15 protein-coding genes and 1 pseudogene are annotated in these 13,636 nt (G+C 66.2%); 9 read left to right on the forward strand and 7 right to left on the reverse strand.

The window, feature by feature from the left end; all coding sequences use genetic code 11:
• Window positions 1-43 precede the first annotated feature (43 nt).
• From A5732_RS27515 to A5732_RS04230, 4 genes are read left to right on the forward strand one after another with little or no spacing between them, the layout of a single operon-like run.
• Window positions 44-253: an SDR family NAD(P)-dependent oxidoreductase gene (locus tag A5732_RS27515; protein WP_253188997.1), complete on the forward strand. Its 210-nt coding sequence runs from the start codon at window positions 44-46 to the stop codon at window positions 251-253.
• On the forward strand, window positions 250-849 hold the full coding sequence (locus tag A5732_RS04220) for an SDR family NAD(P)-dependent oxidoreductase (RefSeq protein ID WP_253188998.1): 600 nt from the start codon (window positions 250-252) through the stop codon (window positions 847-849). The genes A5732_RS27515 and A5732_RS04220 overlap by 4 nt, the downstream gene beginning before the upstream one ends.
• Window positions 846-1,724, forward strand: coding sequence for an LLM class F420-dependent oxidoreductase (locus A5732_RS04225; protein ID WP_076100908.1), 879 nt, complete (start codon window positions 846-848; stop codon window positions 1,722-1,724). The genes A5732_RS04220 and A5732_RS04225 overlap by 4 nt, the downstream gene beginning before the upstream one ends.
• Window positions 1,724-2,452 carry a hypothetical protein gene (locus tag A5732_RS04230; RefSeq protein WP_076100996.1) on the forward strand — a complete coding sequence of 243 codons (729 nt, stop codon included), beginning with the start codon at window positions 1,724-1,726 and terminating at the stop codon, window positions 2,450-2,452. Before A5732_RS04225 ends, A5732_RS04230 begins: the two co-directional genes overlap by 1 nt.
• Window positions 2,453-2,465: 13 nt before the next feature.
• On the opposite strand, the gene A5732_RS27520 is transcribed toward A5732_RS04230, so the two are convergent.
• The 3 genes and pseudogenes from A5732_RS27520 to A5732_RS04245 form a co-directional block, all read right to left on the reverse strand.
• Window positions 2,466-2,903: an ArsI/CadI family heavy metal resistance metalloenzyme gene (locus A5732_RS27520; RefSeq protein ID WP_364298305.1), complete on the reverse strand. Its 438-nt coding sequence runs from the start codon at window positions 2,901-2,903 to the stop codon at window positions 2,466-2,468.
• 9 nt (window positions 2,904-2,912) lie between these two features.
• Window positions 2,913-3,962, reverse strand: a pseudogene (arsB, locus tag A5732_RS04240) (ACR3 family arsenite efflux transporter); the annotation flags it as partial.
• A complete protein-coding gene (locus tag A5732_RS04245; protein WP_076100911.1) occupies window positions 3,959-4,318 on the reverse strand; it encodes an ArsR/SmtB family transcription factor in 360 nt (119 codons plus the stop codon). The pseudogene arsB and the gene A5732_RS04245, both read right to left, overlap by 4 nt.
• Before the next feature lie 128 nt (window positions 4,319-4,446).
• Between A5732_RS04245 and A5732_RS04250 the strand changes: the two genes are divergently transcribed.
• Both A5732_RS04250 and A5732_RS04255 read left to right on the forward strand, forming a co-directional pair.
• Complete coding sequence (locus A5732_RS04250) at window positions 4,447-4,974, forward strand: lipoprotein LpqH (protein ID WP_076053971.1); 528 nt, start codon at window positions 4,447-4,449, stop codon at window positions 4,972-4,974.
• A gap of 42 nt (window positions 4,975-5,016) precedes the next feature.
• Entirely contained in the window at window positions 5,017-6,006 is a 990-nt protein-coding gene (locus A5732_RS04255) for an alpha/beta fold hydrolase (protein ID WP_076100914.1), read from the forward strand.
• Between the two features lie 95 nt (window positions 6,007-6,101).
• Here the strand turns inward: A5732_RS04255 and A5732_RS04260 are convergent, their stop codons facing one another.
• Both A5732_RS04260 and A5732_RS04265 read right to left on the reverse strand, forming a co-directional pair.
• Window positions 6,102-7,301: a cytochrome P450 gene (locus A5732_RS04260; RefSeq protein ID WP_076100916.1), complete on the reverse strand. Its 1,200-nt coding sequence runs from the start codon at window positions 7,299-7,301 to the stop codon at window positions 6,102-6,104.
• 15 nt (window positions 7,302-7,316) lie between these two features.
• Entirely contained in the window at window positions 7,317-7,967 is a 651-nt protein-coding gene (locus A5732_RS04265; RefSeq protein ID WP_142256550.1) for a TetR/AcrR family transcriptional regulator, read from the reverse strand.
• Between the two features lie 227 nt (window positions 7,968-8,194).
• Here A5732_RS04265 and A5732_RS04270 point away from each other — a divergent pair, with 227 nt between their 5' ends.
• Both A5732_RS04270 and A5732_RS04275 read left to right on the forward strand, forming a co-directional pair.
• Window positions 8,195-8,980 (forward strand): spirocyclase AveC family protein, encoded by a 786-nt coding sequence (locus A5732_RS04270; RefSeq protein ID WP_076053976.1) that lies wholly within the window; start codon window positions 8,195-8,197, stop codon window positions 8,978-8,980.
• Between the two features lie 12 nt (window positions 8,981-8,992).
• Window positions 8,993-10,105 (forward strand): ABC transporter substrate-binding protein, encoded by a 1,113-nt coding sequence (locus tag A5732_RS04275; protein ID WP_076100920.1) that lies wholly within the window; start codon window positions 8,993-8,995, stop codon window positions 10,103-10,105.
• Between the two features lie 3 nt (window positions 10,106-10,108).
• On the opposite strand, the gene A5732_RS04280 is transcribed toward A5732_RS04275, so the two are convergent.
• A complete protein-coding gene (locus A5732_RS04280) occupies window positions 10,109-11,083 on the reverse strand; it encodes an LLM class flavin-dependent oxidoreductase (RefSeq protein ID WP_076053979.1) in 975 nt (324 codons plus the stop codon).
• Between the two features lie 45 nt (window positions 11,084-11,128).
• Window positions 11,129-12,190, reverse strand: a complete 1,062-nt coding sequence (locus tag A5732_RS04285; RefSeq protein WP_171974954.1) for a dihydrodipicolinate reductase — start codon at window positions 12,188-12,190, stop codon at window positions 11,129-11,131.
• A gap of 330 nt (window positions 12,191-12,520) precedes the next feature.
• On the opposite strand from A5732_RS04285, the gene A5732_RS04290 reads away from it, so the two are divergent.
• On the forward strand, window positions 12,521-13,618 hold the full coding sequence (locus A5732_RS04290; RefSeq protein WP_076054325.1) for an NAD(P)H-dependent amine dehydrogenase family protein: 1,098 nt from the start codon (window positions 12,521-12,523) through the stop codon (window positions 13,616-13,618).
• Window positions 13,619-13,636 lie beyond the last annotated feature (18 nt).

The following is a 13,636-nucleotide window of genomic DNA, read 5'->3' on the forward strand; positions in this document are numbered from 1 at the left end:
GGCGGCTGGCCGTCGCCGAACGAATCCACGCGAGGCTCGCAACATGCGTGCCCGCAAACACGACGTTATGACCGGCCGGCTCGACGGCAAGGTCGCGATCATCACCGGGGCCAGCACCGGCCTGGGACCGGTGCTGGGCTCGTTGTTCGTCCGCGAAGGCGCCAAGGTCTTGCTGGCCGCACGGCGCGAAGAGCTGGTCCGCGCGGCCGCCGAGGCGGCCGGTCCCGGCGCCATCGCCATGCGCGCGACGTGACCGACGAGAACGACGTCGCGGCCATGGTGGCGCGGGCCGTCGACGAGTTCGGCCAGGTCGACATCCTGTGCAACAACGCCGCCGCCCCCGGACAGGACCGCTGGATCTGGGAGCAGACGCTGGACAACTGGAATGCCACCATCGCCATCGACGTCACCGCCGCGATGCTGTGCACCCGCGAAGTGCTCAACCAGTCGATGCTTCAGCGCCGCCGCGGCGTCATCCTGAACTTCTCCTCCACCGTCAGCTACACCGGGATGGTCCGCAAAACCCACTACGTCACCGCGAAGGCGTCACTGCGGGCGTTCACCAAGGCCGTCGCGCTCGAGGTCGGCCCGCACGGCATCCGGTGCAATTGCATTGTGCCCGGGGCCATCGACACCGAGCTGTGGCGCAAATGGGTGCAACGCACCGCTGACGAACAAGGCGTCGACGTCGAAGCGGTTCGCAAGAAGCTACTCAAAGGCGTTGCTTTGCAAGACATCTCCTCGACCGAGGATATCGCCAACCTGGCGCTGTTCCTCGCCAGCGACGAAAGCCGCACCATCACGGGTCAGTCGATTCCCGTCGATGCCGGAGGGTACATGCAGGGATGAGCGGACACGCCAGACTGTCGGTGGCCACCCCGGTGGTGACGATGTTTCCCGGGAGCAGCGGCGAGTGGGAGAAGACCGCCACCATCGAGGATGTGGCTCAGATCGCCGAGGCCGCTGACCGGCTCGGCTACCACCACCTGACCTGCAGCGAGCACATCGCACTGCCCGCGGCCGAGCGGGGCCGCCGCGGCACCCGTTATTGGGATCCGCTGGCCACTTTCGGCTACCTGGCCGCCCGCACACAGCGAATTCGGTTGGCCACCAACGTGTTGGTGCTCGCCTATCACCATCCCCTCGAAATCGCCAAGCGCTACGGCACCCTGGACCAGATCAGCGGCGGGAGGCTGATTTTGGGGGTCGGCGTCGGCAGCCTCAAGGAAGAATTCGACCTGATCGGCGCACCCTTCGACGACCGTGGCCGGCGGGGGGACGACGCGTTACGGGCGCTGCGCGCGTCGCTGTCGGTCGACGAACCGGCCTACCACGGCGAGTTCTATTCGTTCGACGGCCTGGTCGTCGATCCCCGCGCGGTCCAAGAGCACGTGCCCATTTGGATCGGCGGGCGGACGCTGCGATCTTTGCGCCGCGCCGCAACCCTGGCCGACGGCTGGGCCCCGTTCAATGTGAGCCTGCAGCAGGCGCGGGATTGGCTGGGCCGCTTCGATCTTCGTCCTGGATTCGACGTCGTCCTGCCCGCCCCCGCACTTTTGGACCCCATCGGCCAGCCGGAGCGAACCCGCGAGCTGCTGGGCGAGACCACCGCACACGGCGCGACCATCGTCAGCGCCGCCTTCCGCCACACCTCGCTGCAGCATTACCTGGAGAGCCTGCAGGCGCTGGCCGAACTGCATTCCCCCGCCGGCGGTCCCGCGTGATCCGCGTCAGGGCAGGCATTTTCAGCCTCACCGCCGCACCACCGGATGACGATGACGGCAGTTATCTGCGCTGGCACCTGCTGGACCACATGCCGGAGCAATATCAGCTGCCGGGCATCGTGCACGGGCTGCGCTGGATCGCCGACGGCGATTATCCCGATCACCGCCTGGCCGCCAATGGCCCCTTGGGTGAAATCGGCAACGCGGTGCACTATCTGGTCGGCGATCCCGTCGAGAAGACCTTCGACGACTTCGTCACCCTCGGCCGCGCGTTGCGCGACAACGGTCGCTTCCCGGTCGTGCGGCGGTCGCTGCAAGTGGCCGGCCTGCGCCTGCTGCAGTGGCAATCCTCACCGCACGCCCTGGTTTCGCCCGAGGTGGTGCCGTTTCGGCCACACCGCGGCATCGTGCTGATCGTCGAAGAACCCACCGACGGCCGGCCCGACGATTGGCTGCAATGGTTGCATGCCGAGCACTACCCGGCCCTGCTCGCCGCGCCGGGCACAGCCGGCGCGTGGACGTTCGGTTCCAGCGCCGGGTGGACTCACCTACCGCGCGGCTGGCGAACCGACCACCAATACATCACTGTTGTCTACCTCGACGAGGATCCGCTGACCGTCATCGGGGCGCTGGCCCCCATCCTCGAAGAGCGTTGGCGTTCAGGCGCGGTGCGGCCGGTGTTCGCCGGCCCGCTGCGCAGCATGATCGGTTGGGACGCCTGGCAGTGACCGCGCACGGCGCCTAGGAAGCGCAGCAGGTGGATTCCGATTGGTCGGCGGGTCCGAATGTCTCGGAATCGGCCTTCACCGTGTAGATCTCCCAACGTTCACCGCCCGGACCCGTCACCCACACTTTGTCCTGGGTGGCGAAGCAGCACGTGGTGTCGGTCTCGTCGTCGGTCAGCAAGCCAGCCCCGGCGAGCCGCCGGCTTTCGTTGTGCACGGTGTCGCTGGAGGTGACCTCGACGCCGAGGTGGTTGAGGGTGCCGCCGTGACCGGGGTTCTCCAGCAACACCAATTTCAGTGGCGGCTCGTCAACGGCGAAGTTGGCGTAGCCGGGCTTGACCTTGGCCGGATCCACGCCGAATAGTGTGGCGTAGAACGCGATTGCTTCGTCCAGGTTGTCGACGTTGAGGGCCAGTTGAACACGCGACATGGTTACCTTCCTTTCGCCGCTCATTCGGGTCTCACCAAAGAGCCGCGGTCGCAGGGCCTGCGAAACGTAGACCAGCGCGACCAGGATCGGCACCTCGATCAGCGGCCCGACCACACCGGCCAGGGCCTGACCGGACGCGGCGCCGTAGGTGGCGATCGCCACCGCGATCGCGAGCTCAAAGTTGTTGCCGGCGGCGGTGAAGGCCAGGGTGGTGGTGCGGGCGTAGCCGAGTCGCAGCAGGACTCCCAGCCCGTATCCTCCGGCCCACATGATCGCGAAATACACCAGCAGCGGCAGCGCGATTCGCGCGACGTCCCAAGGCCGCGAGGTGATCTGGTGACCTTGCAGCGCGAAGAGGATGACGATGGTGAACAGCAATCCATACAGCGCCCACGGCCCGATCCGGGGCAGGAAACGACTCTCGTACCAGCCGCGGCCCCTGGTGCGCTCACCGAGGCGCCGCGACAGATATCCGGCCAGCAGCGGGATGCCCAGGAAGATGATCACGGATTTCGCGATATGCCAGGCGGATACGTCGATGCCGGTGGTGCTCAGCCCCAGCCACCCGGGCAGCACCGACAGATAGAACCAGCCCAGGGCGGCGAACATGACGACCTGGAACATCGAATTCAGCGCGACCAGAACCGCGGCGGCTTCGCGGTCGCCGCACGCGAGGTCGTTCCAGATGATGACCATGGCGATGCAGCGCGCCAAACCCACGATGATCAGCCCGGTGCGGTATTCCGGCAGATCCGGCAGCATCAGCCAGGCCAGGGCGAACATCACGACGGGTCCGATCAGCCAGTTCAGCACCACGGATGCCACCATGAGCCTGCGGTCGCGGGTGACGCTGTCGAGCTGGTCGTAGCGCACCTTGGCCAGCACCGGGTACATCATCACCAGCAGGCCGATCGCGATGGGCAACGAAATGCCATCGACCTCAACGGCGCTGACCGCCCGCCCCACGCCGGGCACCAAGCGGCCGAGCAGCAACCCCGCGACCATGGCGATCGCGATCCATCCCGGCAGGAACCGATCCAACGTCGAAAGCCGGGCGCCGACCGCCGTGTCGATCGAGTTCATGCCCCACAGTCCGCGGTCACGCGTGCATCGACGCTGAGCACGGACGAAAGCTGTTGCAATGCAGCGGGAACCACCCAGTAGTAGACCCATGTGCCGCGTCGTTCACAATCCAACAGCCCGGCTGACCGCAGCGTCTTGAGGTGATGGGAGATCGTCGGTTGTGACACGTCGAATGTCTGGGAGATCTCGCAGACGCAGGCCTGGCCGCCGGGATGGCTGGCGACCAGGCTCAACAGTCGCAGCCGCACCGGATCGCTGAGCGCCTTGAACATCGCGGCCAGCTCAGCGGCTTGCGGCTCGGCCAACGCGGCCGCACCCAGTGCCGGACAACACTCCATCACCAACTGCTTCGACATCCGTCTATATAAACATATATCGAATCAACTCGCCAGGGGTGGAGTTTTTCCCGCGCTCCGGTTTTAGTCAGGCAGGGGAAACGAACGGGACCTATAGTCCTCGTGACGACCTAGCCCAAGGGGGTGCCATGACCAATCCCGGCAATCGCCGCAGCCAGCGGTGGGTCGTCCGCGCGGCCGCCGCGCTCGGCCTGGCGGCCCTGGCGGCCGGCCTGCCGGCCTGTTCCAGCAAGGGAGATCACCCCGCCGCCGCACCGAGTTCGGGCCCGCCGTTGGCAAGCACGACCGTCATGATCGATGGAAACAAGCACACGATGATCGCCGCGGTGGACTGCACCCGCTCGGCGGCGCAGCCGAGCGCCTCTCCCCCGGAATCGGGCGACCTCACCACCCGGATCAGCGTGCGCGACGATTCCGCATCGGTGTCGCTGGCCGTCTCCGATGAGCAGCCCCCCGGCATCGACGGCTTCGCCATTTCGCTCAAGCTGGACAGCGGACTGTACCAATTGCCGTATCAGGGAACGAAATTCCCGACTCAGGTCCAGGCGACCAAGGACGGCAAGAGCTACACGGTCACCGGGACCGGCCAGGCCACCACGCCCGGCCAAAGTGGCTTGCGAGATGTGACTTTCGGAATCCACGTGACGTGCCCGTAAGCGCGTATTGTCTGCCGCGAGCGCCTCTGCGATGCTGACAGCTTGGACATTTTTGGGCAGTGGCAAGACGGCGGCACCGAGCTTCGTTGGCGCTCGACGACGGCCGCCAACGACGGCCAAGAGGTCGCGGTGTTCAGCCGCCGGTGCGGCACTCCCGGTGCGCCCGCCTTGGTGTTGGTGCACGGCTTTCCGACCAGCAGCATCGACTATTACGGGTTGGCGGGTGAACTGAGCGCGGAGTTCGACATTTACCTGCTCGACTTTCCCGGCTACGGACTCTCCGACAAACCACCCGAGCCCTACGTGTACTCGCTCTACGACGACGCGCGCCTGCTCGTCCATGCGATCACCCAGGTGTGGGGGCTCACCCAATACCGCATGCTCACCCACGACCGCGGCAGCAGCGTCGGCATGATCGCGGCGGGCATGCTGGCCGCGCAAGACCCGCCGGCCACTCCCGTCGACCTGATTTTGACCAACGCCAACATCTACCTTCCACTTTCCAACCTCACCGCGTTTCAGACCGCGCTGCTCGACCCCGCGACCGCGCGGGCCACCGCGGCTGCCACGACGCCGGAGATGCTGGCGGCTGGCATGGGCGCGAGCACGTTCATGCCGCGACGCACACTGGAGGATCCGGAGATCGCGGCGCTCGCCAAATGCTTCGCCCACAACGACGGCATCCGCGTGCTGCCCGACACCATCCAATACCTGCACGAGCGGGCGGCCGACGAAACCGGTTGGCTGGAAGCGCTTTCCACCAGCGACCTCAACACGACCGTGGTGTGGGGCGTCCACGACAACGTGGCACCGTTGCGCGTCCCCAATCACGTCTGGCAGACGTACCTGAAACACAAGCCGGGCCGCAACCGCTACTGGGTGTTGCCCGGCGCCGACCACTATCTGCAGTGCGACGCCCCCGGGCAACTGGCCCAGATCGTGCGCCTCACCGCCCAGGGCGACGATATTGCGTTGCAGACGTTGGGAAATCAGCCCGACGGCGCGGTCTTGGTGGACCAGAGCGGCACCTAGCCGCGCCGAGCGTGAAACTAACTTTACGTTCGGCGACGAGCGTGAAACTAACTTCACGCTCGACGAAAGAGCCGCCCCGAAGGCCCGCCCCGCGCTCAAGTGACGACGGGCAGGCGCGCCCAGCCCCGCACGCTCGCGGTATGCGCCCGTTGGGCATTCGCATAGTCGACTTCCCAGTCCGGCCAACGCTTCAACACTTCTTCGAAGGCCACCCGCGCCTCGAGCCGCGCCAGCGCCGAGCCCAGGCAGAAGTGCAGGCCCTGCCCGAAGCTGAGATGGCTTCCGCGGCGGTGGATATCGTAACGATCCGCATCCGGGAAGTGGCTTTCGTCCCGGTTGGCCGAGGCGTTCAGCAGCAACATGAACGATCCTTCCGGCACTTTGCGGCCATAGTGCTCGGCATCGCGCGCGACGTAGCGGGCCTGCACCGGTGACGGCGGCTCGTACCGCAACGTCTCCTCGATGGCGCCGGGAATCAGCGACGGGTCCTCGACGAGTTCGCGGCGTTGATCCGGATGATCCGACAACAGTTGGCCCATGAAACCGATTAAGCGAGCGGTGGTTTCGTTGCCCGCGCCTGCGATCATCGCGGTGTAGGCCAGCACCTCGGTCCGCGTCAACGGACGCCTCGTTCCGTCCGGCTCATCGATCTCGGCCCGCAACAGCTCGGTCATCAGGTCGTCGGAGGGATGCTCGGCCCGCCACTCGATGTACTCGGCGAACAGGGCGATGGAATTCGCGAAGACATTCGCATCGACCGCGGCGGGGTCGCTGTCCTCGGACAAGGAGATGTTGGCGACGCTGCGGTCCCGGATCTTTTCTTGATCGGCCTCGGGAATGCCCAACAGGTAGCCGATGGTCCGCATCGGCATTATCGCGCCCAGATCCGCGATGAAGTCGAAGCCGCTCCCGCCGACCAACGGGTCGAGTTCTCGGATACAGAACCCACGCACGAGATCCTCGACCGCCAACATGCGCCGGGGCGTGAAGACGCGGGACAGCAGTTTGCGGTGCAGGTCGTGCAGCGGCGGATCCTCGAACAGCAGAATGCCCGGCGGCACTTCGATGTTCGCGAACAGGATGTCGGCGGTGGTGCCCTTGCCGGAGCGGTAGGTCTCCCAGTTCGGCAGCTCGCGCACCACGTCGTCGTATCGACTCAGCGCGTAAAAGTTGTACTTTTCGTTGTAGTACAGCGGCGCTTCTTCGCGCATCCGCTTCCATACCGGGTATGGATTCGAGTCGATCTCGACATCGAATGGGTCGTAATACAACTCGACGGCGCTGGGGCTTGTCATTGTCGGATCCCTATCTCAGTCGTTGCGGTGCAAGAAGCCGTGCAAGAGTGCTTGGACGAGTTCCTCAACGATCACCTCCCGCGGCGGTGGGTTGTTCCCAAAGTAGGTCGAACGCAGCGCGGCCATGCCGGCGATCATCGACACGGTCGAGTGGGCCGGCAGGTCAGGGTGATCGGACCGCAACCCGCGCAATTGCATGCCTTCCACGCTGATCTGGCCCAGCACCGTGACCGCCCGGCGGATCTCGGCGATGCCGGCGTCGACCTTCTCCTCGTCGCTGAGGCTCTCGGCGGCCATCAGGGTCAACAGCAGACCCTGGTGTTGGACGAACACGTCGTAGAGCTTCGAGACGAACAGCCGAGTCAGCTCCCCCTCGTCGGTCTCCTCGGGAACCACCGACTGCCAAGTCTGGCCGAATTCATCGACGAAAGTCACGAAGGGCACGACGAGCGCCTCGCGGAACAGCGCGGCCTTCGAACCGAAGTTGCGGAACAGCAGATGTTCGGTGACCCCGGCGGCCTGGGCGATCTCACGTGTCGTGGTGCTGCGATAGTCCTGGCCGGCGAAGAGCTCCCGGGCGGCGTCGAGCAAAAGCCGGCGCGGCTCGCCGCGCGGGCGACGCGCCACGGTCGTCGGCGTCGGTTGCTTAATTGCTCGCTGGGGCACCGATGTCCACTCCTCCACACGGCCTTGGGGCCGGCCGCCTTGGGGATAGTATCCGCTATCCACATAGGATAGTATCCACTACCTTAAAGGCGAAACCATCGGAAGGGTGACATCATGGGCGCTGTCATCATGCTCGGGACGCTGTTCGGGCTGATCGTCCTGATATTCGGGCTGGTACTCCGCTTCGACCCGGAGGCGCGGCGCGCGCCGAGCGACGAGGGCCGCCAGTGAACAACCAAATGACGCCGGTGATGGCCGGGGCGCAGTACTTCTCCTACGCCGCGAGCATCGTCTTCCTGATCGCGGGCATCTATCTGAGCTACCGCCGCCGGCGCATCCACCCACTCTTGCTGCTCGGCATCTCGGCGATCTCGTTCTCCTGGATCGAGTCACCCTACGACTGGGCGATGTACGCACAGTTTCCGCCCGGGCTGCCCCGCATGCCGTCCTGGTGGCCGTTGAACGTGACGTGGGGCGGGCTGCCGTTGGCGGTGCCGATCGGCTACGTCTCCTACTTCATCATTCCCGCCGTGACCGGGGCCGCCCTCGGACGGTGGCTGAGCGCAAAGTTCAACTGGCGCAGGCCGATTACCCTGCTCGTGGTCGGCCTCGTCGTCGGTTTCTGCTGGGCTTTGTTCTTCAACGCCTACACCGGGGCCCAGCTCGGCAACTTCTACTACGGCTACGTGATTCCCGGTCTCGCGATCTTCGAGGGCACCAAGCACCAGTACCCGCTGTACGACTCGCTGGCGATGGGCATCCAGATGATGCTGTTCACGTATCTCCTCGGCCGCACCGACGCCGAGGGACGAAACGTCATCGATATGTGGGCGGACAAGAGGTCGAAGACCCGGGGCCAGTCGGCGGTGCTGTCGGTCGTGGCCGTCATCGTCGTCGGACATCTGGTGTACGGCGCGGTCTTTGCGCCGCACCTCATTACGAAGCTGGGCGGCTACGTCACCGCGGGACCGACGGAGCAGCTGTACCCCGGCGTCCCCAATCAACCCAAATAAGGCAGCGATCACATGGGTTACGAGAGCACCGCCCAGCCGATCAAGATCGGCTACCTGATGGACTTCCTACTGCCGGAAGGCTTTCCGCAAACGTACTTCGAGGACCTGACGCAACCCTTCGGCCTAGTCTTCAAGAAGGGCGTCGAGCAGGGGCTGATCGATCGGCCGATCGAGATCATCTACCGCGAAGTCGAGGGCCTGCCCAAGGGATCGGTCAAGGCGGTCATCGACGCCTACGGCGAGCTGTGCGACGAGGGCTGCCTGGCCGTCTTCGGCCCGAACATCGGCGACAACGTGATCCCGACCCGCGAAGCGATCGACGAGCGGTTCAAGGTTCCCTGCATCAGCGTGACGGGATCGGACGCGGCGCTGAGCGAATGGGTTTTCGCGTATCCGATGGGCTCGCACACCGACGAGCCGATCTTTTGGTCCGACCTGCTGGCCAAGGGTGGTCACACCGAGGTGGGCGTGCTGATCGAGCAATCCCTGGTTGGCGAGGCCTATCTGAAGAACTTCCGGGATGCCTGCCGGCGCAAGGGTATTCGGATCGTGGCCGAGGCGTCGGTCGCCCAGACCGCCGGCGACGTCAGCGACGCCGTGCAGGCACTGCACGACGCCAAAGCACAGGCGATCGTGCACTGCGGATTCGGCTTCGGGATCGTGTTCGTCAACCCGGCGCTCGAGGCGCTGGGCTGGGATCCGCCCCGGTTCTGCGGTACCGCCTTCCAGAACGCCTGGCTCAACCCCATCATGTGGAACGCCTTCATGGGCTGGACCGGCGTCGACCAGTACGACGAGGGCAACGCGGTCGGGCAGCAATTCCTCGACGAGTACAACGAGGCCTACGGCCGGCGACCGGAATGGTGTGTGCCGGTGGTGAATCGGGACGTCGCGCACACGCTGCTGCGGGCGCTCGCCGACGCCCACCCGTTGAGCCCGCGCGGGGTGAAGGAGGCGCTCGAACGCGTCAAGATGATGCCGGCCGCATCCGGCGCCCCGGGAACACGGGTGTCGTTCGGTAACTGGTCTCGGCGCGCCTGGATGGGGGCCGGCTATCTGGTGGCGCGGCGACTCGACGCCGACGGCGTCAACTCGCACCTCGTCGATCGCTTCGGCGAGGAGTAGCGGTCAGCCGAGCGCCTCCGGCAGCACCACTTCGCCCACGCGCTTGAGGTACGGCCACGCGATCTCCGGCGGCAGCCCACCGCACAGCGGCGAAAGGTTAAGCACCTGGCCCGCCTTCACCCGCGAAATCGCTTCCGGCACTGAGATAATCACATGCGACGTCCCTGTCTCACGCAGCTCGTCGATGGTGTTGACGTGGCTGAATCCCGCCGTCGTCTCGTCCCCCGGATTCCATGCGGCGTAGGTGCGCACGTCGTGCAGCAGGTGCTCGCCGATCTCTTTCCACGCCTGGTCCACGTCCTCGGCGACGAACACGACCGAGGGCGTGTTGCGGTCGGGGAACATCGTCGGGCCGGGCGTATGCCCGTGCTCGCGGCAGGCTTCCTCGTAGGCCTCCTGCATGCCCGGCGCGTTGGCGTTGCCCAGCATGCCCAGGCCGTACCGGCCGGCCCGTTTCGCCGCGGCGATCGTTCCCCCACCCCACATCAGTCCCGGCCCGCCGGGCGTTAGCGGGCGGGGCGTCACACTGATCCGCCGTCCGTCCTCGACGACGGCTTCGCCGGCGAGCAGTCGCCGCAACAGCGCGAGCTTCTCGTCGCAGACGCGGCCGCGCTTCTTGATCGGCACGCCGAAGTGCTCGAACTCCTCGGGCCGGTAGCCCAGGGCCAGGATGTAGGAGGCCCGCCCGTTGCTGATGATGTCGAGTACCGCCATGTCCTCGGCGAGGCGCACGGTTTCGTAGAACGGCAGGATGAGGATCAGGCTCAGCGCCAGCCGCTGCGTCCGCGCGGCCACCGCCGAGGCCAGCAAGAACGGCGACGGCAGATAGCCGTCCTCGGAGCCGTGGTGTTCGCACAGCACGGCGGCCAGACCACCGTGTTCCTCGGCCCACGCGGACATTTCGGGCGCTGCCGCGTACAGATCGGCTGGGGGCGCTGCCCATTCGGGGTCGCGCATGTCGAAGCGCAATGTGTACACGGCAAACTCCTAGCTGCCCTAATCTTTGCGACGTACGTTACACGTTCAGTCGAAGGCGTAAAGGGGCAGCGTGGTCGGGAGGTCCAGCGAGCTCAGCAGGCCCGCGGGCGCGTCGACGACATACGGGATCGCGTTGACGACACGCATCGCCGTGGACGCCATCGCGGCTCGCCCCGCCCCGTGACCTGCACTCTCGCCCAGCGTCATCTCGCAGTGGATGTCGGGATCGCCCTCGATGTCGACCCGATACGTGGCGTCGCAGTCCGAGGTGGGCCAATCGGGTGCGACGTCGCGGGCCATCCGGATGACATGCTCGATCACGATGGCCTCGCGCCCATTGACCACTCCCGCCGCGCGGGTCCGCACGGCACCGCAGGTGCCGGCCCCGACGGTGCCGAAGGCCACCTCGATATCCCGGCCCGTGAGTTCGCGGTCGAGCGAACCGCGAATTTCCTCCACCTCGACGCCGAGCCCCTCCGCCATCAGATGAATCGGTGCCTTCCAAGCCATTTCGATGAAGCCGGGCGTCTTGAGCATCGGCTCGAAGTCCAGCGGCCGACCAAAGCCCATCCCGTTCATCATCACGTCGGCCACCGGGTAGTGATCGTTGAGCGCCACCTCGCTGGCCGTGATCCGGCGGATGCTCTTGGACTGGGTCGTCATGAGCAGCGCGAGCTGATCAGAAGCGAACCCGGGGAAGATGCCCGACACGTAGAACGACGCCTGGCCGGCTTTGGCCGCCGCGTCCAGTTCGTCGCGCCAGTTGGGCGCGAAATAGGACGGCGGGTACACCAGACTCGTCGACGACGTCGACACCACATTGATGCCCGCCGCCAGCAGACGCACGTAGTCGGGCACGGCCGCGCCATCGCGGTCGGGGCCGCTGGCCGCGTAGACCACGCAATCGGGGGCCAGCGCGATCAGCGCGTCGGCATCATTGGTGGCCGCGACGCCCAGGGGCTCCCCGCCGGCCAGCTCGCCCGCGTCCTTACCGACCTTGTCGGGTGAATGCACCCACACGCCAACAAGTTCCAGGTCCGGCCGTCGCCGGATGGCATCGATCGCGTTCGAGCCGACTCCGCCCGTCGACCACACGACAATACGCATAGGCATTCTCCTCACTGGTCGCGTCGTGCGGCCGGTAGGACGCCGCCGTTTTCGCGTCGTGCAGCAGGTGTGGCCCCCAGCTCATCCCGCCGCCCCGAATTGTCGCTCGGAGGCGGGCAAACCGCTGGTGGGCCGTCACAGCTGCACCCTAACCTAAAATTTGTTCGTTAAGATAGTGCCCGCTTTCTTAAATCCTTGACCGAGCGGATTCGCGGCGGTAGTTTCCAAGTCGAACGTTGGTCACAATGGCCGCTGCCGTCCACGTAAATGCAACGGCCGCCCCGGCTTTCGTCGTGTTGCGCGCCGCGCACGCACCTGAGGAGGAACAAGATGACGGCTCATCGCGTGGTGGTGTGGGCGACGGGGGGCATCGGCTCGATCGCCATCCGCGCGATCCAGCGGCGCCCCAATCTGGATTTGGTCGGCGTGTGGGTGCACTCGGACGACAAAGTCGGCAAGGACGCGGGCGAGCTGGCCGGCGGTGAGCCGATCGGCCTGAAAGCCACCAACGACGCCGACGCGTTGATCGCGCTCAAGCCCGACTGTGTCATCTACGCGGCCAGCGGTCCGGAGCGGGACGCGCTGGCCATCCCGGATTACGTCAAGCTGCTCGAGGCCGGGATCAACGTCGTGACCACCAGCACCACGCGGTTGGTCAACCCGCACGCCTACGAGCCCGCGGAGTGGCGCGACCAGCTGGTCGCCGCGGCCAAGCAGGGCCAGGTGTCGCTGTACGCCTCCGGGATCGAGCCGGGCTTCGCCGCCGACTATCTGCCGCTGGTGCTGTCCACGCAGTCCTCGTCGATCGACAAGATCCACTCCTTCGAGATCGGCCTGTACGACGACTACGGGGTTCCCGACATCATGAGCGACGCGCTGGGCTTCGGCCGTCCGCTCGACTACCAGCCCTGGATCAGCTACCCGGGAGCCATCGCCGGCGAATGGCAGGGCCAGATCCGGTTGATCGCCGACGCGTTGGGGGTCGAAGTCCAGGAAGTGCGCGAAGGTTTCGACCGCGCCGTCACCAACCGGACGCTGGAGGTCGCGATGGGCACCGTCGAGGCCGGAACCTGCGGCGCGCTGCGGATGCAGGCGATCGGCGTGGTCGACGGCCGGGAAGCCATCGTCATCGAGCACGTCACCCGGCTCGCGCACGACGTCGCCCCCGACTGGCCCACCGGGATCGGCGATCTGTCCTACCGAGTGATGATCTCCGGCGATCCGGACATCGACTGCACGCTGGCCGCGACGCTGAAGGATCCCGCCAAGGCCGGCATCGGCGGGATGACCTCCGGGGCGGGCGCCATGGTGGCCACCGCGATGCGCGTCGTCAACGCCGTCCCGTATGTCGTTGCCGCCCAGCCGGGATTGCTGAGTTCGGTGGACCTTCCCTTGACCATCCCCCAAAAAGCGTTTGTCGGGGGGTAGGTCGCGCCGGTTAGTCTG

It is taken from the genome of Mycobacterium colombiense (assembly GCF_001953985.1).
GTDB lineage: Bacteria > Actinomycetota > Actinomycetes > Mycobacteriales > Mycobacteriaceae > Mycobacterium > Mycobacterium colombiense_B.

What these genes read in the sequence shown, in the direction of transcription:
- A5732_RS27515 (WP_253188997.1), top strand. Translation starts at nt 44, where the DNA reads ATGCGTGCCCGCAAACACGACGTTATGACCGGCCGGCTCGACGGCAAG.
- A5732_RS04225 (WP_076100908.1), top strand. Translation starts at nt 846, where the DNA reads ATGAGCGGACACGCCAGACTGTCGGTGGCCACCCCGGTGGTGACGATG.
- A5732_RS27520 (WP_364298305.1), bottom strand. Translation starts at nt 2,903, where the DNA reads ATGAGCGGCGAAAGGAAGGTAACCATGTCGCGTGTTCAACTGGCCCTC.
- A5732_RS04245 (WP_076100911.1), bottom strand. Translation starts at nt 4,318, where the DNA reads ATGTCGAAGCAGTTGGTGATGGAGTGTTGTCCGGCACTGGGTGCGGCC.
- A5732_RS04250 (WP_076053971.1), top strand. Translation starts at nt 4,447, where the DNA reads ATGACCAATCCCGGCAATCGCCGCAGCCAGCGGTGGGTCGTCCGCGCG.
- A5732_RS04260 (WP_076100916.1), bottom strand. Translation starts at nt 7,301, where the DNA reads ATGACAAGCCCCAGCGCCGTCGAGTTGTATTACGACCCATTCGATGTC.
- A5732_RS04275 (WP_076100920.1), top strand. Translation starts at nt 8,993, where the DNA reads ATGGGTTACGAGAGCACCGCCCAGCCGATCAAGATCGGCTACCTGATG.
- A5732_RS04285 (WP_171974954.1), bottom strand. Translation starts at nt 12,190, where the DNA reads ATGCGTATTGTCGTGTGGTCGACGGGCGGAGTCGGCTCGAACGCGATC.
- A5732_RS04290 (WP_076054325.1), top strand. Translation starts at nt 12,521, where the DNA reads ATGACGGCTCATCGCGTGGTGGTGTGGGCGACGGGGGGCATCGGCTCG.